16 protein-coding genes, 1 tRNA gene and 1 riboswitch are annotated in these 23,298 nt (G+C 73.3%); of the genes, 2 read left to right on the plus strand and 15 right to left on the minus strand.

The window, feature by feature from the left end; all coding sequences use genetic code 11:
* Window positions 1-2: 2 nt before the first annotated feature.
* The 10 genes from ACZ3KJ_RS22650 to ACZ3KJ_RS22695 all read right to left on the minus strand — a co-directional run bounded on the left by ACZ3KJ_RS22650 (window position 3) and on the right by ACZ3KJ_RS22695 (window position 13,088).
* Complete coding sequence (locus tag ACZ3KJ_RS22650) at window positions 3-1,451, minus strand: COG1470 family protein (protein ID WP_467529426.1); 1,449 nt, start codon at window positions 1,449-1,451, stop codon at window positions 3-5.
* 127 nt (window positions 1,452-1,578) lie between these two features.
* Entirely contained in the window at window positions 1,579-2,775 is a 1,197-nt protein-coding gene (locus ACZ3KJ_RS22655; protein WP_467529427.1) for a vWA domain-containing protein, read from the minus strand.
* A gap of 11 nt (window positions 2,776-2,786) precedes the next feature.
* The gene (locus tag ACZ3KJ_RS22660) at window positions 2,787-3,992 is read right to left on the minus strand and encodes an AAA family ATPase (RefSeq protein ID WP_467529428.1); all 1,206 of its coding nucleotides are present in this window, start codon (window positions 3,990-3,992) and stop codon (window positions 2,787-2,789) included.
* Window positions 3,989-5,812, minus strand: a complete 1,824-nt coding sequence (locus ACZ3KJ_RS22665) for an ankyrin repeat domain-containing protein (protein ID WP_467529430.1) — start codon at window positions 5,810-5,812, stop codon at window positions 3,989-3,991. Before ACZ3KJ_RS22665 ends, ACZ3KJ_RS22660 begins: the two co-directional genes overlap by 4 nt.
* Window positions 5,809-6,942: a leucine-rich repeat domain-containing protein gene (locus ACZ3KJ_RS22670; protein WP_467529432.1), complete on the minus strand. Its 1,134-nt coding sequence runs from the start codon at window positions 6,940-6,942 to the stop codon at window positions 5,809-5,811. The genes ACZ3KJ_RS22665 and ACZ3KJ_RS22670 overlap by 4 nt, the downstream gene beginning before the upstream one ends.
* Window positions 6,943-7,050: 108 nt before the next feature.
* Window positions 7,051-7,123: transfer RNA gene (locus tag ACZ3KJ_RS22675), tRNA-Arg, on the minus strand.
* Between the two features lie 216 nt (window positions 7,124-7,339).
* A complete protein-coding gene (locus ACZ3KJ_RS22680; RefSeq protein WP_467529433.1) occupies window positions 7,340-7,987 on the minus strand; it encodes a thymidine kinase in 648 nt (215 codons plus the stop codon).
* A gap of 46 nt (window positions 7,988-8,033) precedes the next feature.
* Window positions 8,034-9,227 carry an alkaline phosphatase family protein gene (locus ACZ3KJ_RS22685; RefSeq protein WP_467529435.1) on the minus strand — a complete coding sequence of 398 codons (1,194 nt, stop codon included), beginning with the start codon at window positions 9,225-9,227 and terminating at the stop codon, window positions 8,034-8,036.
* Window positions 9,227-9,823 carry a DUF5998 family protein gene (locus ACZ3KJ_RS22690; RefSeq protein WP_389515713.1) on the minus strand — a complete coding sequence of 199 codons (597 nt, stop codon included), beginning with the start codon at window positions 9,821-9,823 and terminating at the stop codon, window positions 9,227-9,229. The genes ACZ3KJ_RS22685 and ACZ3KJ_RS22690 overlap by 1 nt, the downstream gene beginning before the upstream one ends.
* Before the next feature lie 301 nt (window positions 9,824-10,124).
* Window positions 10,125-13,088 (minus strand): bifunctional acetate--CoA ligase family protein/GNAT family N-acetyltransferase, encoded by a 2,964-nt coding sequence (locus tag ACZ3KJ_RS22695; protein ID WP_467529436.1) that lies wholly within the window; start codon window positions 13,086-13,088, stop codon window positions 10,125-10,127.
* 178 nt (window positions 13,089-13,266) lie between these two features.
* On the opposite strand from ACZ3KJ_RS22695, the gene ACZ3KJ_RS22700 reads away from it, so the two are divergent.
* Window positions 13,267-13,548, plus strand: a complete 282-nt coding sequence (locus ACZ3KJ_RS22700; protein WP_385064723.1) for an HPr family phosphocarrier protein — start codon at window positions 13,267-13,269, stop codon at window positions 13,546-13,548.
* Window positions 13,549-13,911: 363 nt separating this feature from the next.
* Here the strand turns inward: ACZ3KJ_RS22700 and ACZ3KJ_RS22705 are convergent, their stop codons facing one another.
* The 4 genes from ACZ3KJ_RS22705 to ACZ3KJ_RS22720 all read right to left on the minus strand — a co-directional run bounded on the left by ACZ3KJ_RS22705 (window position 13,912) and on the right by ACZ3KJ_RS22720 (window position 18,952).
* Window positions 13,912-14,604 (minus strand): GntR family transcriptional regulator, encoded by a 693-nt coding sequence (locus tag ACZ3KJ_RS22705; protein WP_467529438.1) that lies wholly within the window; start codon window positions 14,602-14,604, stop codon window positions 13,912-13,914.
* 389 nt (window positions 14,605-14,993) lie between these two features.
* Window positions 14,994-15,749 carry a M23 family metallopeptidase gene (locus ACZ3KJ_RS22710; RefSeq protein WP_467529439.1) on the minus strand — a complete coding sequence of 252 codons (756 nt, stop codon included), beginning with the start codon at window positions 15,747-15,749 and terminating at the stop codon, window positions 14,994-14,996.
* Window positions 15,750-15,762: 13 nt separating this feature from the next.
* Window positions 15,763-15,930: riboswitch (cyclic di-AMP (ydaO/yuaA leader) on the minus strand.
* 245 nt (window positions 15,931-16,175) lie between these two features.
* Entirely contained in the window at window positions 16,176-17,564 is a 1,389-nt protein-coding gene (locus tag ACZ3KJ_RS22715; protein ID WP_467529441.1) for a M16 family metallopeptidase, read from the minus strand.
* A complete protein-coding gene (locus ACZ3KJ_RS22720; protein ID WP_467529443.1) occupies window positions 17,561-18,952 on the minus strand; it encodes a M16 family metallopeptidase in 1,392 nt (463 codons plus the stop codon). Before ACZ3KJ_RS22720 ends, ACZ3KJ_RS22715 begins: the two co-directional genes overlap by 4 nt.
* 323 nt (window positions 18,953-19,275) lie before the next feature.
* Between ACZ3KJ_RS22720 and ACZ3KJ_RS22725 the strand changes: the two genes are divergently transcribed.
* Window positions 19,276-21,732: a DNA gyrase/topoisomerase IV subunit A gene (locus ACZ3KJ_RS22725; protein WP_467529444.1), complete on the plus strand. Its 2,457-nt coding sequence runs from the start codon at window positions 19,276-19,278 to the stop codon at window positions 21,730-21,732.
* A gap of 41 nt (window positions 21,733-21,773) precedes the next feature.
* On the opposite strand, the gene ACZ3KJ_RS22730 is transcribed toward ACZ3KJ_RS22725, so the two are convergent.
* Complete coding sequence (locus ACZ3KJ_RS22730; RefSeq protein ID WP_467529445.1) at window positions 21,774-22,991, minus strand: CobW family GTP-binding protein; 1,218 nt, start codon at window positions 22,989-22,991, stop codon at window positions 21,774-21,776.
* Window positions 22,992-23,298 lie beyond the last annotated feature (307 nt).

A 23,298-nucleotide genomic window follows, 5' to 3' on the forward strand; every position in this document is an offset into this window, starting at 1 on the left:
GATCACACCGTGAGCCTGACCGCTTCGATCCACGAGTCGTTGTCCCAGGTGCCGGCGTAGCTGAAGTTGTACGTGGTGGAGCCGGGGTCGCTGCACACCGAGCTGGTCCAGCCGTCGTCCTTGACGTAGGCGGACTGGCAGACGGTGCTGGCGCCGCCGTCGACGGTGATGATGTGTCCCAGCATGTTCGGGGCGTCCTTCTCGGTGCTTCCGACGTAGTTGTCGACGCCGTCGGCGGCACTCGACCAGGGACCGGGGTAGTACCCCTCGCCATTGGTCGACGCGGGGTTGTGGACGTAGGCGTTGCCGGATGTGCCGTTGGTTCCGGACACGGCGACGTTGACGGCCTTGAGCGGTGTCCCCGAGCCCGCCGAGCCCGCCGTCACGCCGTCGCACACGGCGTCGGACCAGCCCTGGTCCGACGTATAGACGCGGTAGCAGATGTGCCGTGCGCTCGGGTCCTTCGCGGCCAGTTGCAGGACCGCGGTCGCCGCGGTCTTCTCCTGTGCCTCGGTCTCCTCCTCCTCGGAACCACCACCCCCCGCCCCGTCTCCGGCTCCGGCTCCGGCTTCGCCGGCCTGCTGTGTCACGGTCGCGGCCGGGGGCGCCGCGACGTCGGCGGACGGGGCCTTCGGCGCCTCGGGGGTCGGTGAGGCAGAAGGCGGCAGCGTGCTGATGGCGGCTTGTTCGAGCCTTTCGGTGGCGGCGCTGCGGACCTGGGGCTTGTAGGCGATCCACAGCATCACGGCCGTGATCGCCAGCGCCATGGAGAAACTGAGGAAGACCGCCAGCCAGCGCGGCAGGAAACCCCGCTGCACATACGTGCCCTCCACGGCCAGCGGCGTCACACCCGACCGCTGCACCGCCAGGGTGTAGGGCCGGTGCTCCGCCGACCCGAACCAGATGATCTGCCGCGGCTTCAGCGTCGTCTCGACGAACGCCGCGCGGCCCGGCTCGATCTGCACATTGCTCGGACGTATGTCGTACGACAGCTGATCACCGTTGTCGCTGCCGCTCACCGACGCCGTCAGCTTCGTGTTGCCCAGGTTGTCCACGGCCAGTCTCGGACGGCCACGGAAACGGCCCTTCACCGTCGGCGGCACCAACTCCGCCCGCAGGTCCGTGAAGGGAGTGATGGTGAGGTTCCCCTCGGGAACCGTCGTCGCCTCCGGATGCTCCGTCGGCGTGATCCGCACCGCGTACGGATTCGGCCCCGCCGTCGCATCCGGCGTACGCGGCGGAGCGAACGTCAGCTCCACCGTCCCCGTCGTCCCCGGATACAAGCGCAGCGACTGCGGCTCCACGACGGTATAGGGGGCGACAGAGCCCACCGCCTCGAAGCGGTACTCGTCCACCACGTCACCGGTGTTGCGCAGACGCAGCCGTACCGTCGTACTGTCACCCGGGTCCACGGTTGCGGAGGCGGGCTCGAGGGAAGTCCAGAGGCTCACTCCCGGACGTTAAACGCAGAAAAGGCGCCGAGTCAGGAAGCAATCGGGCACGATGAGTGCCCGAAGAGGCGAGACAGCTGCCCCGCTCTGGTGCGTCGTGGCCGCGGTCGTGCACGATGGCACACCGCTACCCGGGAGAGCCGGCGGGGATGCGCACGGTCTCCACCCAGCCCGGAGGCTGGGGTGCCTCGGGGCCGATCAGGGCGGCGATGAGGCGGCAGGACGGAGTCTCGTCGGGCCAGGGCGTGTACCCGTCGGTGAGGACGACGACGATGCTCGGGCGGTCCCGGGCGGCGAGGGCGGCGGCGATGCCGACGCGCATGTCCGTGCCGCCACCGCCGCCGAGGGCGATCTGCTCGGTGGCGGTCACCCGGGAGACGGCGTGCACGTCGGCGTCGCAGGCGAGGACGGTGACGCGGTTGCCCCGTACGCCGACCTCGCGCAGGACGCCCGTGACCTCGCCCAGGGCCGCAGCGAGTTCCGCGTCGCCCATAGAGCCCGAGGTGTCGACGACGACGGCCACCCGGGGCAGCGGACGGCGCAGGCTCGGCAGGACGACGCCGCGCAGCGCCGGTGTGCGGCGCGACGGGCGGCGGTAGGTGTAGTCGACGGCCCCGCCGGCCCAGGCGGCGGCCTCCCGGACGGCGCCGGTCAGCGCCTGACGCCAGTCCACCGTGGGTTCGAGGACCTCCTCGGCCCAGCGCTGCCAGCCCGCCGGCAGGGTGCCGCGGCTGCGCTGGTGGGCGCGCATCGCCTCGGCGGTGTGCCGGCGCAGTGCCTGGGCCTCGACCTCGCCGAGCGGGGTGGGACCGGCGGATCCCGGAAGGTCCCAGGGCGTCGGGCAGCCGTGGGCGCCCGATCCGCAGTCGTGTCCGCGGACGTGCGCCGGCAGCCGCTCCAGGTACGCCTCGAACAACTGCCCGGCGGGCAGGCCGAAGAGGCGGGGTTCGACGCGCCCGTCGGGCAGGCGCAGGCCGTCGGCGAGGAGGTCGTCGTTGATCTCGCAGTCCTGCGCGACGTTGACGCGGTGCCGGTCGCGCTGGTCGGCGGCGGGGAGCCGGTCGGCGCGGCCGTGGTGGTCACGCAGCAGGTGCGCCACCTCGTGCACCCACACGCCCGCGAGCTCCTCCACGGGGGTCGCGTCGACGAAGGCGGGTGACACGTAGCAGCGCCAGTGCCGGTCGACGCCCATCGTCGGCACCTCGGGGCTGGGCACGAGGGTCAGGGCGTACAGGGCCGACGCGAGATACGGCCGGTCGCTCGCCGCCCGGTAGCGGGCGGCGAGCAGCTTCGTCATGTCCAGGTTCGCGCGGGGGGCTGTCATGTCCGCGGACGTCACCGGCCGCCGGGCAGAGCCCCGGACAGCTGCAACAGGTCCAGGAAGCCGTCGATGCCGGGCGGTACGGGCCAGTCGAGCCGGCGCATCGCCGCGAGGTCGGTGGCGGCCCGGGCGGCCACGTCCGGCACGCCCGCGTCCACCGCCTTGGCCAGGACCGTCCAGCCCGCCTCCCAGCGGGGCCGGGTGAGATCGCTCTGGATGGCGGAGACCACCGCGATGAGGAAGGCCAGTTGGCGGTCACCGCGCTCGGGCAGCGCGAACGCCTCGGGGTCGGCGAGGACGCGCTCGGGGTCCGGCAGGTCGAGGTTCTCCAGGTACGACAGCAGTTCGATGCCCGCGCCGTGCCCGACGGCGCCGGTGAGCGCGGCGGCCAGCGCCTCGCGGCCGGCGCCGGTCGCGTACCCCGTCGCGAGCAGCCGCAGCGCCATCTCCCAGGTGCGCGGGGACGGCCAGGAGCGGCCCCGGCTCTCGGCGTCGGCGGGGATGTGGTGGACCAGGCCCGGCCGGGCGGTGAGGAAGCCGGAGACGGCACCGCGGGCCCGCGCGACGGCGCCGGGCACCTTGGCCGGATCGACCACGGGAACGGCCACCTCCGGCCAGGTCCCCGCCATGCCGCGCGCGACGGTGCGGGGGTCGTGGGTCCAGTCGAGGTGGACGAAGCGGTTGGCGAGCGGCGGGCTCAGGTGCCAGCCGTCCGCGGCGCTGGACGGCGGGTTGGCGGCGGCGACGATACGCACCGCGTCGGGCAGGACGAGGCTGCCGACCCGGCGTTCGAGGACGACCCGCAGCAGCGCGGCCTGCACGGCCGGAGGCGCCGAGGACAGTTCGTCGAAGAAGAGCAGACCCTGCCCGGCGCGGGTGAGCCGGACCGCCCAGTCGGGCGGGGCCATCGGCACACCGGTCACGGCGGGGTCGTCCCCGACGATCGGCAGCCCGGCGAAGTCCGACGGCTCGTGCACGCTGGCGATGACCGTCTCCAGCGGAAGGCCGAGCCCCGCGGCGAGCTGCTCCAGACCGGCCGACTTGCCGATGCCCGGTTCGCCCCACAGCAGGACGGGCTGATTGGCCGTCACGGCCAGTGCGAGGGCTTCCAGTTGGGGGTTGGCGGCGGGTTCGGTGCGCCGGGTGCGCAGCCTGCGGACCAGGTCGTCCGCGGCGGCCAGCGGGTTCGTCCCGGTCCGGGCGGTGGGGGCGGTGCTCACAGGTCCTCGTCCTCGTCCTCGTCCTCGCCGTCGCGGTCTTCCTCTTCCCTCTCGTCTTCCTCTTCCCTCTCGTCCATCCACTCGTCCCACCAGTCGGCGCCGATGCCCGGGTGTTCCTCCTGGACACGCTTCTGCAGGAAGGCCAGGTCGTGGCGCTTGTACCGGCGGACGGTCTGGGCCAGCGAGAGTTCCGACTGGTCGACCACGTCGATCCGGGCGCCGGCGGCGAGGAACGCCTCCACGAGGGCCCTGGAACCGCCGTCGTTGACCGCCACGTACAGCGGTGTGCGGTACCGGTGGTCCTGCGCCTCGAGGTCGAGTCCCTCGGCGAGCAGCCGGGGCAGGAGCGGCTCGTGGTCGAGCTGGTGCAGCACGTGGAGCAGCGTGCGCCCGCCGGCGTCGCGGACCCGGGGGTCCACGCCGGCGTCCAGGAGGGCGAGCACGCCGTGGGTGTCGCCGTGCTGGGCGCGCAGGAAGAGGTCTCGCCGCTGGGCGCGCAGCGCCTTCGGCAGCCGGCCTTCGCCCGACGTCCACGTCTGCTGGACGGCGAAGCATCCGGCGACGGCGCCGCCGAACGCGCGCAGGGCCTGCTCGCGCCGCTGTTCGTCGTCGCTGTGCGGCATGTGGAGCAGACCGCCGGGGCGGAAGCCCACCTCGTGCCATGCGCCGCGGCACCTGACCCGGACGGGGGCGGGCGCGGCGGGACCGGGCGGGCCGACGGGACCGCCGGTGACGTCGAGGGCGGGGAACAGCGCCTCGCGGACCAGTGGGTGCAGGTGCCGCGGCTCGACTCCGCCGATCCGCATCAGGTCGAGGTCGGGGAGCCTGCGCCAGAGGGCCTCGGCCAGGAAGGGCACGTTCTCGGTGTCGCCCTGGTTGGCGGCCCTGGCGCGCAGTCCGGCACCGGGGCCGGGCGCCGTCGGCTCCAGCAGGACGTTGGTCCGCCAGTCGCCGGCGATGACGAAGCGGTCCCCGAGGCCCTGGTCCGCCAGTCGGCGCATCTCCGGCGCCAGGCGGGTGTGGTCGAGCGCGAGTGCGCCGATGAGCTGCTCGGGGTCGACGCGGTACCAGCCGGGGCCGGTCGGGGGTGTCAGGTCGAGTTCGATCCCGGCCGCGGCGAAGGCCGCCCGGACGTCGCCCCTCTGGTGCAGCAGGGTGACCCACTCGGCGCGGGCCGCCGGGTCGGCGGGACCGGGGTCGGCGGTGGGCAGTTCGTCCGCGGTGCGCGGCCTGCCGTCGGGGTGGAAGAACGGCGGCCGTCCGCCGCCGCCCCACCGCGAGGCCAGGTCGGCGGTGTGCCGGGCGTCCCACAGGTGCCGGGCGTGGCGCCAGTCCTCGGTGAGGCTCCCGAAGACGCCTACGGCCTTCTCGTTCGCGACCGTCCCGAACCGCAGGGTGATCCGCTGCGGGCCCTCCACCATCGTGGGCGTGGTGAGGTGGAGGTAGGGCGTGGAGCGGCGGCGTTCGTCCGCTTCCACCGGACGGTAGCGGGCGAGGACCACGGTCCGGTCGGTGTCGAGTGTGGTCCGCCCGCCGAGCAGCCGGGGCAGGTGCCAGCGCACCAGGTCCGGGACCAGGTGGCGAAGGTCGTCCTCCAGGGCCGCGGCGACGTCGTCGCCCCAGTGTTCGGCGGCCTCCGGCAGGTCGACGGCGATGTCCACGCCGGCCGCCGCGCACGCCCCGCGCCAGTCGCCGGCCTCGCGCCGTTCCGTCGCGCGCTCGATCATGTCCCGGGGCACCGCGTAGCGGCGGATCCGCCGTCGGCTCGCCGCCTCCTCGGAGGAGAAGCTCAGGAGTTCGGGGCGGGGGCGCGGGCTCAACGGTAGACACTTCCTATCGCGCGCAGGTCCGGGTGGGCTCCGGCCGCGGGCCGCAGGCGCCGGCCGAAGGACCGCTTGACCTTCCGGGGCAGGCCGGGGCCCAGACCGACGTACTCCAGCGGCGAGTCGTCCGGTACGGCCGCCAGCAGGGACTTCGCGCCCCGCCCGGTGAGCCCGGTGTGGCACAGCTCCAGCCGGCGCAGGGGGCTGCCCGCGAGCGCGGCGGCCAGCGCGCGGGCGCCGTCGTCGCCGGTGGAGTTGGTGGTGGCGCCGAGGCTCCGTTCGGACATCGGCCGGCCGAGGTCGAGCGCCTCGATCCCGGCCAGGGCGCCGGCGAGGGCGCGCGCGCCGGCCGGGCCGATGCCGTTGCCGCCCAGTCCGAGACGAACGGGCCGCGTGGAGTCGGCCGCGGCCGCGAGGACGGCGGCGCCCTCGTCGCCGAGGTGGTTGGCGGGCAGGTACAGCTCGCGCACCCCCGCGTCGCGGATCAGTGCCGCCAGCAGTCCGGCGGCGTCGGCGGTCAGGCCGTTCCCGCCGAGGAAGAGGCGTTCCACCGGGCGGGGGCGGCCGGCGAGGGCGTCGAGCAGGGCGCGCAGCCCCTCGGTGGTGAGGCCGGTGTTGACCAGGTCGAGGGTGCGCAGCGTGGTGTTGCGGCGGAGCATCGCGGCGAGGGCGAGGGCGCCGTCGTCGCCCACCGGATTGCGCTTGAGCCACAGCGCGCGGACCGTGTCGTCCGTCGACAGCGCGGCGGCGAGGGCGTCGGCTCCTGCCGGGCCGACGCGGTTGCAGCCGAGGTAGAGCGTGCGCAGGCCGTGGCCGTCGGCGAGTGCCCGCGCGACCGACGAGGCTCCCTCGTCCCCGATGGAGTTGGTGCCGAGCAGGACGTGCGCGGCGTGCGGGGAGGAGGCGGCGACGGGCATCAGGCGGGCGGCGCCGGCCGGGCCCAGCCCCTGCTTGCACAGGTCGACCCGTCCGTCGGCGCGCACGGTGCCGAGCGGGAAGGTCTCGTCGGTGTCGACGGCCCGCGCCGACCTCAGCCGGGCCAGCAGCGGGTCCAGCCGGGTGGGATCGACGACCGGGATGTCCGGGTGTTCGATCGCCGGGCAGCGTACGGGTGTCGGCTGCGTCATCACCACTCCACCGGTCCATCGCCGGTGCCCGGCTCGCCGAGGGCGGCATCGCCCCCCGCCCGCCCAGGACGGACCGACGCCTATCGAGTTCCTCCACGACAAGGGCGGCAAGGCTGGTCGGATTCGAACCGACGTCCTCCAGCTCGATGCTAGGGCGCGACGACCTCTGCGCTACAGCCTTGCCTGGGATGATCATAGCCATATTCGGTGCGTCGGCGAGGAGTTGTCGGCGACTTCGGCGCCCGGGGAACGGGCGTCCGGGGAACGGGCATCCAGGCAACCGGCATCCAGGCAACCGGCCTCCGGGCAACGGAATGCCGGCGGTGCCTGCCGCGGGCGGCGGTTCGCGACGCGCGCCGTCGACCGGCGCGGTGCGCGGGTGCGGGCCGAGCGGGGATCAGGCCGGTGTGACCGGCAGCACGTCGGGGGACAGGGCCGCGGCCCGGGCCGTCGCGGCCGTCATACGGCGGCGGTGGTGACGGCGGCAGAGCACCTCGTACCCGACGGTGTCGGCCTGGTCGACGTCGCCGACGACGACCTGGGCCCCCTCGACGACCATCACGCCGCCGACCGTGCGGGCGTTGTGGGTGGCGCGGTTGCCGCACCAGCACAGCGCCTCGACCTGGAGGACCTCGACCCGGTCGGCGAGTTCGACGAGCCGCTGGGAGCCGGGGAACAGCTTGGAGCGGAAGTCGGTCGTGATGCCGAAGGCGTAGACGTCGATGCCGAGGTCGTCGACCACCCGCGCGAGCTGGTCGATCTGCTCCTCGGCGAGGAACTGCGCCTCGTCCGCGATCACGTAGTCCGCCCGGCCGCCGTGGGAGAGGTGGTCGACGAGGTGGGCGTACAGGTCCTGTCCGTCCTTGACCTCGACGGCGTCGGTGACCAGGCCGAGGCGGGAGGAGAGTTTGCCCTCGCCCGCGCGGTCGTCGCGGGTGAGGATCATGCCCTGGAGACCGCGCGCGGAGCGGTTGTGCTCGATCTGGAGAGCCAGCGTCGACTTCCCGCAGTCCATGGTTCCGGAGAAGAAGACCAGCTCGGGCATGGGGGGATGAGCACCTTTCGGCGGGGGGAGGGCGGGGGGCGGCGCTTCAGGAGCGTACTTCGAGCAGCGGGACGAGCTGCTCCGCAGGGGTCATCGAGCCGTGGTTGCCGACCATGGACGACTCGTTCGGCTCCCGCTGGGAGGCGATGAGCAGGACGTCGTCCCGGGCGGCGGCGATCACGTCGCCCAGGCGGGCGTACACGCGCTCGTCGATCCCGGCGGGCGGTCCGAACCAGCCGGCCTCGATCGCCTCGTCCCGCGAGGCCACCCAGAACTGCTCGCCGAGCACCTCGCGCCAGCAGGTCAGGACGTCGTTCTCGGCGCCCGGTACGGCGTAGACGTGGCGGGCCCGGCCCTCGCCGCCCAGCAGGGCGACCCCCGCGCGCAGCTCCCAGTCCTCGTCGAAGTCGATGCGGTGCTGTTCGTCGAAGGGCACGTCGATCATGCCGTGGTCGGCGGTGACGTAGAGCGCGCTGCGCGGCGGGAGCTGCTCGGCGAGGCGCTGGACGAGCCGGTCGACGGTCATGAGCTGGCCGCGCCAGGTGTCGGAGGCGACGCCGTAGCGGTGGCCGGCGCCGTCGAGTTCGGCGTAGTACGTGTAGACGAGGGAGCGGTCGCCGGCCGCGAGCCGGGCGGCCGCCAGGTCCATCCGCTCCTCGCCGGTCAGGCGTCCGAGGAACGTTCCGCCGCTGAGCGCGACCTTGGTCAGGGGGGTGTTCTCGAAGGTGGGCGAGGACACCTGCGCGGCGTGCACACCGGCCGCGGCCGCCAGCTGGAACACCGTGGGGTGCGGCTGCCAGGCGCGCGGCTCGGTCCACGGCTGCCAGCGGAGCTGGTTCATCAGCTCGCCGGTGGCGGGATCGCGCACGGTGTAGCCGGGCAGGCCGTGGGCCCCCGGCGGGAGGCCGGTGCCGACGGATGCCAGGGAGGTGGCGGTGGTCGCCGGGAAGCCGGCGGTGAGCGGGCGTCCGGTGCCGCCGCGCGAGCTGCCGAGCAGTGCGTGCAGGTAGGGCGCCTCGTCCGGGTGGGCCTTGATCTGTTCCCAGCCGAGGCCGTCGATCAGGAAGACGCAGGCGCGGTCGGCCGGGGCCAGTTCGGGGATCGCCGCGGTCATACCGGGTACGCCCATGCCGGCGGCCAGCGTGGGCAGCAGGTCGGCGAGGGAACCGGTGCCGTACTCGGGGACGGGGGCGGAGGAGAGGGCGAGGGGTTCCGGGTGGTCCCAGACGGGCTGAGCCATCAGCGGGTGAGGTCCGCGGTCGCCTCGGAGAGCGCCTGGGCGAAAACGAGGGCCTGGCGCACCGTCTCCGGTCCGTCCCCGGCCTCGCTGACACGCAGGCTGAGGTCGTCCGCCGTCGAGTTGCCGGTGTAGCCGTGGTCGGCGTCGCAGTTCGGGTCGCCGCAGGCCGCGGGCTCCAGGTCGATGCGCGACACGGCGCCCCAGCCGATGGTCAGCACGACCTCGCGGGGCAGGGTGCCGGGCGTGTACGACTCGGGGTTGGCGACCACGCGGCTGACCACGACGGACGAGATCCGGCCGAGCTTCACGGACTCGGTGGACGTCGTGGCGTAGGGAGTCGGGGAGGTGGTGTCGGCGGCCTGCTCGTCGGTGTGGCTGACGATGAAGCGGTTGCCGGTGAGGACCAGCACGGTCACGTGCCGGCGCACCTCGTTCTGGTCGAAGGTGGTCTCCTGGTGGACCAGGTACGACCGGATGGGCTCGCCGCCCACGGCGGCCTCCACCGCCTCGGCCACGAGGGCCGGGTAGTAGCCGCTGCGCTCGATCGCCGCACGCAGCCCCTGGGTCGTCGTACTGGTCTTGGCCATGCGGTCCATCCTACGGGGACCCACTGACTGCGAGGGACCTCTCACGACCGCGGGGAACCTCACGCCCGCCCGGGGGCGTGCGGGGCGCGGGGACCTCGTGGCACCGGGAGCACGGGCACGTGGGGAAGATCGGAGGCACCAGGTGCACGCGCGTGGGGGAACGGCGGAGGCATCAGGTGCACGCGCGCGTGGGGCACACCAGAGGCGCCGAGAGCCGTCGGACGCGAGAACGACGCGAGACGCCCGAAGGCGCCGGGAACCGCGCGGCGGCGGGGCTTCGCCCGGGGCCGCCGGGGAGCGTTCGCGGTCGTCAGTACGCGGGGAGGGTCCGCGGGCCGAGGTCGTCGCGGGCGGGTGGGGGCGCGAGACGGACGGAGGCGCCGAGGACGCTCAGGCCGTGCGGGGCGACGACGACCGGTTCCAGCGTGACGGCGACGACCTCGGGGTGGTCGTCGACCAGCCGGGAGACGCGGATCAGCAGCTCTTCGAGGGCGGGTGTGTCGACGGGGGCCGAGCCGCGCCAGCCGAACAGGAGCGGTGCCGTCCGGATCGAGCGGACCAGGGAGGTCGCGTCACGGTCGGTGACCGGGACCAGGCGGTGCGCCATGTCGCCGAGCAGCTGGGAGGCGGCGCCGGCCAGTCCGAACGAGAGCACGGCTCCGGCCGCCGGGTCGATGACGGCCCGGACGACGGTGTCGACGCCGCGCGGGGCCATGGCCTGGACGACCGGACGCACCTCCTGCGGCCTGCCGAAGAGGCCGGTCAGCTCGGCGTAGGCCCGGCGCAGCTGCTCCTCGTCCGCGAGGTCGAGCCGGACGCCTCCGAGGTCGGCGCGGTGGCGCAGGTGGGGGGCGGTGGCCTTGAGGGCGACGGGGTAGCCGAGGGCGCGGGCGGCCCGGGCGGCCTCGTCCGGGGTCGGGGCCGGGGTCGCCCGGCGTACGTCGATGCCGTACCGGCCCAGCAGCGCGCGGGTCTCGTCGGTGCCGAGGGTGAGGCCCTGCCCGCGGGCGAGGAGGCCGCCGATCAGCTCGGCGGCGCCCTTCTCGTCGATGTCGTCGTACTCGGGCACCTTGCCGGGGTCGGCGGCCTCGCGGCGCCACTGCGCGTACTTCACGGCCTCGGCGAGGGCGCGGACCGCGCGTTCGGCGGCCGGGTAGGCGGGGATGAGATGGGCGTCCTCGGGGGCCTCGGTCGCAGGGGCCTCCTTTGCAGAGGCCTCCGTCACAGGGGCCCCGGTCGCAGAGGCCTCCGTCACAGGGGCCCCGGTCGCAGGGGCCCCGGTCGCAGAGGCCTCCGTCACAGGGGCCTCCGTCACAGGGACCCCGGTGACAGGGGCGGGGACCGGGACGGCGGCGTCCGGGGTTCCCGGCCGCGCCGTCACCGGGGCGGGCGTCGCGGTCCGCGGGCGGGGGGCGGTGCTCGTGGCGGCCGACAGTGCCTCCGCGAGGCCGCCGAGCTCCACGTGCACCACGAGGACCGGCTTGGCGGGGCCGGCGGCCGCCGCCGAGCGCAGCGCCTGCGCCAGCTCCGCGTCACGGGGCGACGCCTCGCCGATCGCGGGGATGGCCGTCACCACGACCGCGTCGCAGGTCTCGTCGGCCAGGGCGCGCGTCAGCTCCGTGTGGAAGTCCTCCGCCGACGCCTCCGTGGTCAGGTCCCGCGGCGGCAGCGGGCGCAGCCCCTCGGCGAGGCACGCGTCGTACGTCAGCAGGCCGAGCGACTCGGAGTTGCCCAGGATGGCCACCCGCGGGCCGCCCGGCAGCGGCTGGCGGGCGAGCAGCAGGCCGGCGTCGACCAGTTCGGTGATGGTGTCGACGCGGATCACGCCGGCCTGCCGCAGCAGCGCCGACACCGTGGCGTGCGGCAGCCGGGTGGCGCGTACGGCGTGCCCCTGGGGGGCGGATCCGGCGCCCTGCACCACCACCAGCGGCTTCGCCGCCGCCGTACGCCGGGCCAGGCGGGTGAACTTGCGGGGGTTGCCGATGGACTCCAGGTACATGAGGGCGACGTCGGTGTCGGGGTCGTCGTACCAGTACTGGAGGACGTCGTTGCCGGAGACGTCGGCGCGGTTGCCGGAGGAGACGAACGTGGACACGCCGGTGACGCCGGTGACGCCCCCGCCCCGGCGGTGCAGACGGGAGAGGAGGGCGATGCCGATGGCGCCGGACTGGGCGAACAGGCCGATGCGGCCGGTGCGGGGCATCTCCGGGGCGAGCGACGCGTTGAGCCGCACCTCGGGTGAGGTGTTGATGACGCCGAAGGCGTTGGGGCCGATGATCCGCATGCCGTACGCGCGCGCGTGCCGCACCAGTTGGCGCTGGCGCTCGCGTCCGTCGGGACCGCTCTCGGCGTAGCCGGCGGAGAGGACGACGAGTCCCTGCACGCCGTGTTCGCCGCACTCGGCGACGACCTCGGGCACCTGCTCGGCGGGGACGGCGACGACCGCGAGGTCCACGGGGCCGTCGACCTCGCGCACCGAGCGGTGGGCGGGTATCCCGTCGAGCTCCTTCAGGTCCTCGGGGAACGCCCTGTTCACGGCGTACAGACGGCCGGTGAAGCCGGCCTGCCGCAGGTTGCCGAGAACGCTGCGGCCGACGCCGCCGGGGGCGCGGCCGGTGCCGACGACGGCGACCGAGCCGGGCACCAGCAGCCGGCGTACGGAGCGGGCCTCGGCGCGCTGCTCCCGCGCGCGCTGGACGGCCAGGGAGCGCTCGGTGGGTTCGAGGTCGAACTCCAGGCGGACGACGCCGTCCTCGAAGCTGCGCTTCTGGGTGTACCCGGCGTCCGTGAACACCTTGATCATCTTGGTGTTGGCGGGGAGCACCTCGGCGGCGAACCGGCGGATGCCGCGCTCGCGCGCCACGGCCCCGATGTGCTCCAGGAGCGCGGAGGCCACGCCCCGGCCCTGGTGGGCGTCCTGCACGAGGAAGGCGACCTCGGCCTCGTCGGCCGGGGCGGAGGCGGGCATGCCGTCCGCGCCGATGCGGTCGTAGCGTACGGTGGCGATGAACTCGCCGCCGACCGTGGCCGCGAGTCCCACCCGGTCCACGAAGTCGTGGTGCGTGAAGCGGTGGACGTCCTTGGCGGACAGACGCGGGTAGGGCGCGAAGAAGCGGTAGTACTTCGACTCGTCCGAGACCTGCTCGTAGAAGCTGACCAGGCGCTCGGCGTCATCGACGGTGATGGGGCGGACGCGCGCGGTGCCGCCGTCGCGCAGCACCACGTCGGCTTCCCAGTGGGCGGGGTACTCGTGCCGGTCCGGCGCGCTCTGCATGGGGCCCAGAGTACGGCTCGCGTACGACAACGGCGCGGGGCACTCTGTGGAGGACGGAACGTCGGGCCGAGGCCGCGGCCCGGCGACCACGTCGGCACGGGACACAGCACCGTTCCGGGCCCGCTTCACGTGTGGAACACTGGTCTAGACAACCCTGAACACCGAAGGGCAGCAACACATGGCTGAGCGCCGCGTCAACGTCGGCTGGGCCGAGGGCCTCCACGCCCGCCCCGCCTCCATCTTCGTCCGAGCCGCCACGGCCGCAGGCGTCCCGGTGACGATCGCCAAGGCGGGGGGCAACCCCGTCAACGCGGCCTCCATGCTGGCCGTCCTCGGCCTGGGCGCCCAGGGCGGCGAGGAGATCGTCCTGGCCTCCGAGGCCGAGGGCGCGGACCTCGCCCTCGACCGGCTGGCCAAGCTGGTCTCCGAGGGGCTCGAGGAGCTTCCCGAGACCGTCTGAGCCCCGCTCGGCCGGAGCCCCGCTCGGCCGGAGCCCCGCTCGGTCTGAGCCCCGCTCGCCGCGCGCACGCAGCCGCGCCGCCCTCGCCGGGCGGCGCGGCTCCGCCGTTTTCGGAGACCTGGCGGGGGAAGCGGAGGGCTACCGGGAATGCGGGGGCCTGCCGGGGGATTCGGAGGCTTGCGCGGGTCCGCTTGGGCTGCCCGGGGATTCGGGGAGGCCTGCCGGGGGAAATTGCCGGAAGCATGCCGACCCCAGCGTGCGAGCATACGAACGACGCGCCGTCGGAAATTCCGGGCGCGCCGGGAAATGGGCAGCGGAAATACGCCTCCGCCGAATATCCCTTCTTTGTATACGGCTCTCGTGTTAATGACGCGGGCCCGACATGTTTACGACGTGTTGCGAAGTCCTCACACGGTCCTGGCGTTCTCCGCCCGCGAAGCGCAGCCGGTGCGCGGTGGAGGAGCGCTCGGTGTGGAGCGCCGTGAGCGACCGCGCGCGATCGCCGTCCCCGCGCGCCACCGCGTCCACGATCGCGCCGTGCTCCGCCCAGGACTCCACCGGGTTGGCCGGCGCCTCCACCGCGTACATCCAGGCGATCTTGTGCCGGAGCTGGGTGAGCGTCGAGGTCAGGGCATGGCTGCCGGAGGCCTGGGCGAGCGTCTCGTGGAACCAGCCGCCCAGGGAGCGCAGATCCTCGCTGCTGCCCCTCCTGGCGCGCTCCTGGCCCAGCCGGACGAGGCCGCGCAGCACCTTGAGGTGTGCCTCGGTGCGTCGCTGGGCGGCCCGGGAGGCGCCGAGCGGCTCCAGGAGCATGCGCATCTCCAGCAGGTCGGCGGCCTCCTGCTCGGTCGGTTCGGCGACGCACGCGCCCGCGTGCCGCCGCGTGACGACGAACCCCTCCGCCTCCAGCGTGCGCAGCGCCTCCCGGACGGGGACGCGGGAGACTCCGTAGCGGCGGGCGAGGAGTTCCTCGGTGAGGCGGCTGCCGCGCTCGTAGACACCCGCGACGATGTCGTCCCGGATGGCCGTGCACACCGAGTGCGCCGGAATACGCATGACCGACCTCCGCCTTAATCCCCGTGAAACGTCGACGAATGACGTGTGTTCAGTGACTCTATTGCAGTGAACCGCACATTCCGACGGCGGGCCGGAATCCAGGGATATTTTTTGGACAGCGAGGCGCAGAAAAACGGCGAAAGCCCCGGCCGCGGGGGCCGGGGCGGGAGGATGTGTCGCCGGGTGCCGTCACAGACGGGGACGCGTCGCCGGGTGGTGCCGGCGGTTCGCATGCGTCACCGGGGTGTCGCCGGAGGCTGGGCCCCGGACGTGGTTCAGGGGGCGCCCCGGACGTCGTTCAGAGGGCACCCCGGACGTCGATCAAGGGTCGCCCCGGACGTCGTTCAGAGGGCACCCCGGACGTCGATCAGGGGTCGGCCCGGACGTCGTCAGAGGCTCACGCCGTGCTTGCGGAGGTAGGCGACCGGGTCGATGTCCGAGCCGTACTCGGCGCTCGTGCGGGCCTCGAAGTGCAGGTGCGGGCCGGTGACGTTGCCGGTCGCGCCGGAGAGGGCTATCCGCTGGCCGGCGGTGACCTTCTGGCCCACCGAGACGCTGATCGACGACAGGTGACCGTACTGGGTGTACGTGCCGTCGCTCATCCGGAGCACGACCTGGTTGCCGTAGGCACCGCCCCAGCCGGCCTCGACGACGGTGCCGGCCCCGACCGCGTGCACGGCCGTGCCGGTCGAGGCGTGGAAGTCGATGCCGGTGTGGCTCCCGGACGACCACAGGGAGCTGCTCGCCCGGTAGGCGGTGGAGACGTAGGAGCCGGTGATCGGCGCCACGAAGGCGTTGAGGCGCTTGCGCTCGGCCTCACGGGCGGCGCGGGCACGTGCCTCGCGCTCCTCCTTGACCCTCTCGGCGGCCTCGGCGGCGGCCTCCTTGCGCGCGGCCTCCGCCTGCGCGGCCTGCTTCTGCGCGGTGGCCTGCTCGTCGATCCGCTCGGCGACCGTGTCACCGATGGCGACGACGGGGATGAGCCCGGTCTGCTCGGCGGAGGGCTCCGCGGCGAGGGCGGGACCGGAGGCGGCGGTGCCGATGACGCCGGTGGTGGTGAGCGCCGCGATGCCCGCCGCGCGGGCGGAGGTGCGCTTCATCCGGCCGGGACGACGGTGCTTCCCGGTGGCGCAGGTGAACGCCATGAAGTTGAGCGGTCCTTTCCTTCCCTCTCGCCTACCGGGTTAGCTGACGGGTTCGGAGCAGGAAGGTCTCCTACGGACCCCCTCGCGACACGCGCGGGCGTCCGATTCACCCCAGGGACTTCATCGTTGGGTCCCCGGCTCCCCTGGCTCGCGCCGTACGGGGACTCGGCGATGGCTGTCCGGTGCCGCGGATGCGGCGCACTGCCCGACGAACAGCCCGGACGAACCTAGACGCGCCCGCGATCAATCCCCAAACGCCCCCCGGTTTTTGTAGCGCATGCCACAGGGCAGACAGGCAGCCTCTCCCTCAATTCGGACATCCCTTTCGGACATCGAAGGGCCCTGGCGACCGGCCGGTCGCCAGGGCCCCGCGCGCACCCCTGTCACCTCGGGGCGCGCGCCTCGCCGTGGGGAGGACCCCCGCCGCTACTCGGCCGGAACGACCTTCACCTCACCGATGCCCAGGGCCTCGACCGCGTCCTTGATCCGGCCGGCGTCACCGACGAGCACGGTCACCAGGCGGTCCACCGGGAAGGCGCTGACGACCGCCGCGGTGGCCTCCACGGTGCCGGTCGCGGCGAGCTGCTGATACAGCGTCGCCTGGTAGTCGTCGGGCAGGTGCTGCTCGACCTGGTCGGCCAGGGTGCCGGCCACGGCCGCGGCGGTCTCGTACTTCAGCGGCGCGACACCGACCAGGTTCTGCACGGCGACGTCCCGCTCGGCGTCGGTGAGCCCCTCGGCGGCGAGGGTGCGCAGCACCTTCCAGAGGTCCTCCAGCGCGGGGCCCGTGTTGGGGGTGTCCACGGAGCCGCTGATGGCGAGCATCGCGGCGCCCGTGCCGTCCGGCGCGGAGCGCAGCACCTGGCCGAAGGAGCGCACGCCGTAGGTGTAGCCCTTCTCCTCGCGCAGGACGCGGTCCAGACGGGAGGTGAGGGTGCCGCCGAGGCAGTACGTGCCGAGCACCTGCGCGGGCCACACGCGCGCGTGCCGGTCGGGACCGACGCGGCCGATCAGCAGCTGCGTCTGGACGGCGCCGGGGCGGTCCACGATGACGACCCGGCCGGTGTCGTCGGCGGTCACCGGCGGCACCGGCCGCGGCTGGGCCGAGGAGCCCGTCCAGGCGCCCAGGGTGTCCCCGAGGAGCGCGTCGAGGTCGATGCCCGTCAGATCGCCGACGACCACCGCGGTGGCCGTGGCGGGGCGGACGTGCTTCTCGTAGAAGGACCGGACGGCCCCGGAGTCGATCTTCTCGACCGTGTCGGCGGTGCCCTGGCGCGGCCGCGACATGCGCGTGGCGGCCGGGAAGAGCTCCTTGGAGAGCTCCTTGGCGGCGCGCCGGGAGGGGTTGGCCAGCTCGTGCGGGATCTCGTCGAGGCGGTTGCGCACCAGACGCTCGACCTCGCTGTCGGCGAACGCGGGCGCCCGCAGGGCGTCGGCGATCAGGCCGAGGGCCTTGGCCAGGCGGGAGGCCGGGACCTCCAGGCTCAGCCGGACGCCGGGGTGGTCGGCGTGCGCGTCGAGGGTGGCGCCGCAGCGCTCCAGCTCGGCGGCGAACTCCTCGGCGGAGTGCTTGTCGGTGCCCTCCGAGAAGGCCCGCGCCATGATCGTGGCGACACCGTCGAGACCGGCCGGCTCGGCGTCCAGGGGCGCGTCGAGGATGATCTCGACGGCGACCACCTGCTGCCCCGGGCGGTGGCAGTGCAGGACGGTCAGGCCGTTGTCGAGCGCCCCGCGCGCGGGGGCCGGGAACGCCCACGGCCTGGCGTCGCCCGCCTGCGGCTGGGGGTGGAAGTCCATCGTGGCGAGCTCGGTCACTTGGCCGCCTCCTCGTTCTCGTCCGCGTCGGCGGTGTCGTCGGCAGTGTCGTTGCCCTCGGCGCCCTCGGCGCCTTCTTCAGCGCCCTCGACGGGCTCGTAGACCAGCACGGCCCGGTTGTCGGGGCGCAGGCGGGCCTCGGCGACCTCCCGCACCTCCTCCGCCGTGACGTCCAGCACGCGCTGGACGGCGGTCAGGGCGAGCTGCGGATCACCGAAGAGCACGGCGAACCGGCACAGTTCGTCGGCGCGGCCGGCGACCGTGCCGAGACGGTCCAGCCACTCGCGCTCCAGCTGGGCCTGGGCCCGCTCCATCTCCTCCGGCGTGGGGCCCTCCTCGGCGAACCGGGCGAGCTCCTCGTCGATGGCGGCCTCGATGACGGGCACCTCCACGTCGCCGGAGGTCTTCACGTCCAGCCAGGCCAGGGAGGGCGCGCCGGCGAGCCGCAGCAGGCCGAAGCCGGCCGCCACCGCCGTACGGTCGCGGCGGACGAGGCGGTTGTAGAGGCGGGAGGACTCGCCGCCGCCGAGGACGGTGAGCGCCAGGTCGACGGCGTCGCACGCGCGCGTGCCGTCGTGCGGCACACGGTAGGCGGCCATCAGGGCGCGGGCCGGGACCTCCTCCTCGACGACCTCGCGCAGCTGCTCGCCGATGGTGTCGGGCAGGGAGCCGTCACGGGGTGCGGGCTTGCCGTCGTGGGCGGGGATGGAGCCGAAGTACTTCTCGATCCAGGCGAGCGTCCGCTCCGGGTCGATGTCGCCGACGACCGACAGGACGGCGTTGTTGGGCGCGTAGTAGGTGCGGAAGAACGCGCGCGCGTCCTCCAGCGTCGCCGCGTCCAGGTCGGCCATCGAGCCGATCGGGGTGTGGTGGTAGGGGTGGCCGTCCGGGTAGGCGAGGGCGGTCAGCTTCTCGAAGGCCGTGCCGTAGGGGACGTTGTCGTAGCGCTGGCGGCGCTCGTTCTTGACCACGTCCCGCTGGTTCTCCATGGACTCGTCGTCCAGGGCGGTCAGCAGGGAGCCCATGCGGTCGGCCTCCAGCCAGAGCGCGAGCTCCAGCTGGTGGGCGGGCATGGTCTCGAAGTAGTTGGTGCGCTCGAAGCTCGTGGTGCCGTTGAGCGAGCCGCCCGCACCCTGGACCAGCTCGAAGTGGCCGTTGCCCTTGACCTGGGCGGAGCCCTGGAACATCAGGTGCTCGAAAAGGTGAGCAAGACCGGTACGCCCCTTGACTTCGTGGCGCGAACCGACGTCGTACCAGAGGCACACCGCCGCGACAGGGGTCAGGTGGTCCTCTGAGAGCACCACGCGCAGGCCGTTGGCCAGGCGGTGCTCGGTCGCTGTCAGGCCCCCGGAGCCTGCCTGGGCTGTGGCCGTGTGACCCATGGGCATGTACGTCCCTTCCGATCGCGGACGCGGTCGTCGAAACCGCGCTTTTCCTGCCGGTCCTGCCACTGTATGCAAGCGCGCGGAGCGTCGGCGAAGTTCCCGGACGACGTACGCCCAGAGCGAGATCGCGTAGCCTGCGGGCAGCCGTGCGGGAGACACCCCTCCGGCCGGGCCGGGCGCCGACGCCCGGGCCCCGGCCCGCGCTGTCAGTGCCACGGTCCACAATGGTCCGCATCAGATCTCGTCACACGCTTCAGCAAGAGTGAGCCGAAGGGCCGCGAGCGTCCCGTAGGCGAGCGCCCAGGAAACAGGAGGAGCCGGCAGCGATGGCCCGCCGCAGCACGAAGACCCCGCCGCCCGACGACTCGTACGAGGAGAAGATCCTCGACATCGACGTCGTGGACGAGATGCAGGGCTCCTTCCTCGAGTACGCGTACTCGGTCATCTACTCCCGCGCCCTGCCGGACGCACGCGACGGTCTCAAGCCGGTGCACCGCCGCATCGTCTACCAGATGAACGAGATGGGCCTGCGCCCCGAGCGCGGCTACGTCAAGTGCGCCCGTGTCGTCGGCGAGGTGATGGGCAAGCTGCACCCGCACGGCGACGCGTCGATCTACGACGCCCTGGTGCGCATGGCCCAGCCCTTCTCCATGCGCGTGCCCCTGGTCGACGGCCACGGCAACTTCGGCTCGCTGGGCAACGACGACCCGCCGGCCGCCATGCGGTACACCGAGTGCCGTCAGACCACGGCGACGAGCCTGATGACGGAGTCGATCGACGAGGACACGGTCGACTTCACGCCCAACTACGACGGCCAGGAGCAGGAGCCGGTGGCGCTGCCCGCCGCCTTCCCGAACCTCCTGGTCAACGGCTCCTCCGGCATCGCGGTCGGCATGGCCACCAACATGCCGCCGCACAACCTGGGCGAGGTCGTCGCCGCCGCCCGCCACCTGATCCGCTACCCGAACGCGGACCTGGACGCCCTGATGCGGCACGTCCCCGGTCCCGACCTGCCCACCGGCGGCCGTATCGTCGGCCTCTCCGGCATCAGGGACGCGTACGAGACGGGCCGCGGCACCTTCAAGATCCGCGCCACCGTGTCGGTGGAGACCGTGACCGCCCGCCGCAAGGGGCTGGTCGTCACGGAGCTGCCCTTCGCGGTCGGCCCCGAGAAGGTCATCGCCAAGATCAAGGATCTGGTCGGCTCGAAGAAGATCCAGGGCATCGCCGACGTCAAGGACCTCACCGACCGCGAGCACGGCCTGCGCCTGGTCATCGAGATCAAGAACGGCTTCGTGCCGGAGGCGGTGCTGGAGCAGCTCTACAAGCTGACGCCGATGGAGGAGTCCTTCGGCATCAACAACGTGGCGCTGGTGGACGGCCAGCCGCTGACGCTGGGCCTGAAGGAGCTGCTCGAGGTCTACCTCGACCACCGCTTCGAGGTCGTCCGGCGCCGCAGCGAGTTCCGCCGGAGCAAGCGTCGCGACCGCCTCCACCTGGTGGAGGGCCTGCTCACGGCGCTCGTCGACATCGACGAGGTGATCCGCCTCATCCGCTCCAGCGAGAACAGCGCGCAGGCCAAGGAGCGGCTGATCGAGCGCTTCTCCCTGTCGGAGATCCAGACCCAGTACATCCTGGACACCCCGCTGCGCCGGCTGACCAAGTACGACCGCATCGAGCTGGAGGCGGAGAAGGAGAAGCTCAACGAGGAGATCGCCGAGCTGACCCGGATCCTGGAGTCCGACGCGGAGCTGCGCAAGCTGGTCTCGGGCGAACTGGCCGCGGTGGCCAAGAAGTTCGGCAGCGAGCGCCGTACGGTCCTGCTGGAGTCGGCAGGCACCACGGCCGCCGCCGTACCGCTCCAGGTCGCCGACGACCCGTGCCGGGTGCTGCTCTCCTCGACGGAACTGCTGGCCCGCACGGCGAACGCCGAGCCCTTCGCCGAGGACGCGGACGGCAGGCGCACCAAGCACGACGTGATCGTCTCCGCGGTGCCGGCCACCGCCCGCGGGGAGATCGGCGCGGTCACCTCGGCGGGCCGGCTGCTGCGGATCAACGTCGTCGACCTGCCGCAGCTCCCGGACACGGCGTCGGCGCCGAACCTCTCGGGCGGTGCCCCGCTGGCGGAGTTCGTCTCCCTGGAGGGCGACGAGACGGTGGTCTGCCTGACCACCCTCGACGAGTCGTCCCCGGGGCTCGCGATCGGCACGGAGCAGGGGGTCGTCAAGCGTGTGGTGCCCGACTACCCGTCCAACAAGGACGAGTTGGAGGTCATCACCCTCAAGGAGGGCGACCGGATCGTCGGCGCGATCGAGCTGCGCACGGGTGAGGAAGACCTGGTCTTCATCACCGACGACGCCCAGTTGCTGCGCTACCAGGCCTCGCAGGTGCGCCCGCAGGGCCGCCCGGCCGGCGGCATGGCGGGCATCAAGCTCACCGACGGCGCCAAGGTGATCTCGTTCACGGCGGTGGACCCGGCGGCGGACGCGGTGGTCTTCTCCGTCGCGGGCTCGCGCGGCACCCTGGACGACTCCGTCCAGACGACCGCCAAGCTGACGCCGCTCGACCAGTACCCGCGCAAGGGCCGCGCCACGGGCGGTGTGCGCTGCCACCGGTTCCTCAAGGGCGAGGACTGCCTGGCCCTGGCCTGGGCGGGTGCCGCCCCGGCGCGAGCCGCGCAGAAGAACGGCACTCCCGCCGAGCTCCCGGAGATCGACCCGCGCCGCGACGGCTCGGGCGTGTCGCTGGCGAAGACGGTGTCGGTGGTGGCGGGGCCGGTCTAGGGCTCCGTGGAGGGGCTCCTCCTGGGAGCCCCTCAAGGTCCTCAAGGTCCTCGAAGGCCGTCCAGACCCTCGAGGTCCAGGTCCTCCAGATCATCAGGGGCGCCGGGGTCGTCGAGGCAGTGAGGGTCTTCGAGGCCGTCCCGGTCCTCGGAGGCCTCGTAGGCCTCGTAGGCCTCGGGGTCATCGGGGCCCCGGGAATCTCCGGGCCCCGCAGGGTCCTCCGGGTCCTGTACGTAGCGCAGGACGCCCCACATGCCGTGCTCGTCGGCGTGCGGGGCGTCGCTCGCGCAGGCCTCCAGTTCCTTGCCGAGGGCGTCCGCGTCGATGCCGGAGCCGATGAGGACGAGCTGGGTGAGGCGCTCCTCCCCGGCTCCCCAGGGCTCGGGGTAGAAGCGCAGGAAGGGGCCGACGGCGTGGACGGCGTACCGGTTGCCGGGGTCGTGCGGGCCGAAGTCGACGTACCCCTTGATCCGGTACAAGCCCTCGGGGCGGCTGTCCAGGAACGACATCAGCCGGCGCGGGTCGAGGGGGACCGCGGAGGCGAAGGACAGGCTGTCGTACGCGGTGTGCAGGTGGTCGTCGTGGTCCTCGCGCCCCGGGTCGTCCTGGAGGTGCAGATCGTCGAAGGAGAGCTGTCCGACGCGCTCCTCGCTCGGCCGGCAGTCGAAGAGGAACTCCGGGTCGACCCGGCCGTAGGTGGCGGGGACGACGGCGGCATGGTCGGTGAGCGAGCGGACGAGGCCGAGGACCCGGTCGGCGTCGGGCGCCCGGTCGATTTTGTTCACGACGACGAGGTCGGCGAGGGCGAGATGCCGGTCGATCTCGGGGTGCCGGGAACGGGTCGCGTCGAACTCGGCACCGTCGATGACCTCGACGAGCCCGCCGTACACGATCCCCGGCTGTTCGCTGGCCAGCACCATCCGGACGAGTTCCTGGGGCTCGGCGAGCCCGCTGGCCTCGATCACGATGACGTCGACGCCGACAGCGGGGCGGGCCAGCCGTTCGAGGTAGACGTCCAGCTCACCGCCGTCGACGGCGCAGCACAGGCAGCCGTTGCCGAGGGAGACGGTGGAGTCGCCGAGCGCGCCGGCCACGGCCAGGGCGTCGATCTCGATGGCGCCGAAGTCGTTGACGATCGCGCCGATCCGGCTGCCGCCGCTGCGGTGGAGCAGGTGGTTGAGCAGGGTCGTCTTGCCGGAGCCGAGGAATCCGGCGAGGACGACGACCGGGATCTGATGCGGGCTGCGGCTCTGTGTCACCGTGCGACCTCTCTGTGACCTGCCCGTGCACCGGCTCGCAGCCCGGCGCACGGTCGAGGACGGGCATGCGGACCCAGGATACGAGCAGGAAAGATCACCGCGAAGTGACCGACGGCGGCACCCCCCGGGCAGACGCCGGGCGAGGCGCTGTCGGGCCGTGCGTCACCCGGGCCGGGCGGCGCGGCCCGCACAGCCACCTCCGGCCCCCTGACCTCCCTCACCAGGCACGACGGGCAAGCACGATGAAGCGTCGGCGTTCCGGCGCGGTTCCGCGCGCGGGCCGGGGAGTGGGCCGGGGAGTGGGCCG

The sequence above is a fragment of the Streptomyces sp. NPDC003248 genome (assembly GCF_055563235.1).

Coding starts and splice junctions, on each gene's coding strand:
- ACZ3KJ_RS22655 (WP_467529427.1), bottom strand. CDS start 2,775: ATGACAGCCCCCCGCGCGAACCTGGACATGACGAAGCTGCTCGCCGCC.
- ACZ3KJ_RS22670 (WP_467529432.1), bottom strand. CDS start 6,942: ATGACGCAGCCGACACCCGTACGCTGCCCGGCGATCGAACACCCGGAC.
- ACZ3KJ_RS22680 (WP_467529433.1), bottom strand. CDS start 7,987: ATGCCCGAGCTGGTCTTCTTCTCCGGAACCATGGACTGCGGGAAGTCG.
- ACZ3KJ_RS22685 (WP_467529435.1), bottom strand. CDS start 9,227: ATGGCTCAGCCCGTCTGGGACCACCCGGAACCCCTCGCCCTCTCCTCC.
- ACZ3KJ_RS22690 (WP_389515713.1), bottom strand. CDS start 9,823: ATGGACCGCATGGCCAAGACCAGTACGACGACCCAGGGGCTGCGTGCG.
- ACZ3KJ_RS22695 (WP_467529436.1), bottom strand. CDS start 13,088: ATGCAGAGCGCGCCGGACCGGCACGAGTACCCCGCCCACTGGGAAGCC.
- ACZ3KJ_RS22700 (WP_385064723.1), top strand. CDS start 13,267: ATGGCTGAGCGCCGCGTCAACGTCGGCTGGGCCGAGGGCCTCCACGCC.
- ACZ3KJ_RS22705 (WP_467529438.1), bottom strand. CDS start 14,604: ATGCGTATTCCGGCGCACTCGGTGTGCACGGCCATCCGGGACGACATC.
- ACZ3KJ_RS22710 (WP_467529439.1), bottom strand. CDS start 15,749: ATGGCGTTCACCTGCGCCACCGGGAAGCACCGTCGTCCCGGCCGGATG.
- ACZ3KJ_RS22720 (WP_467529443.1), bottom strand. CDS start 18,952: ATGCCCATGGGTCACACGGCCACAGCCCAGGCAGGCTCCGGGGGCCTG.
- ACZ3KJ_RS22725 (WP_467529444.1), top strand. CDS start 19,276: ATGGCCCGCCGCAGCACGAAGACCCCGCCGCCCGACGACTCGTACGAG.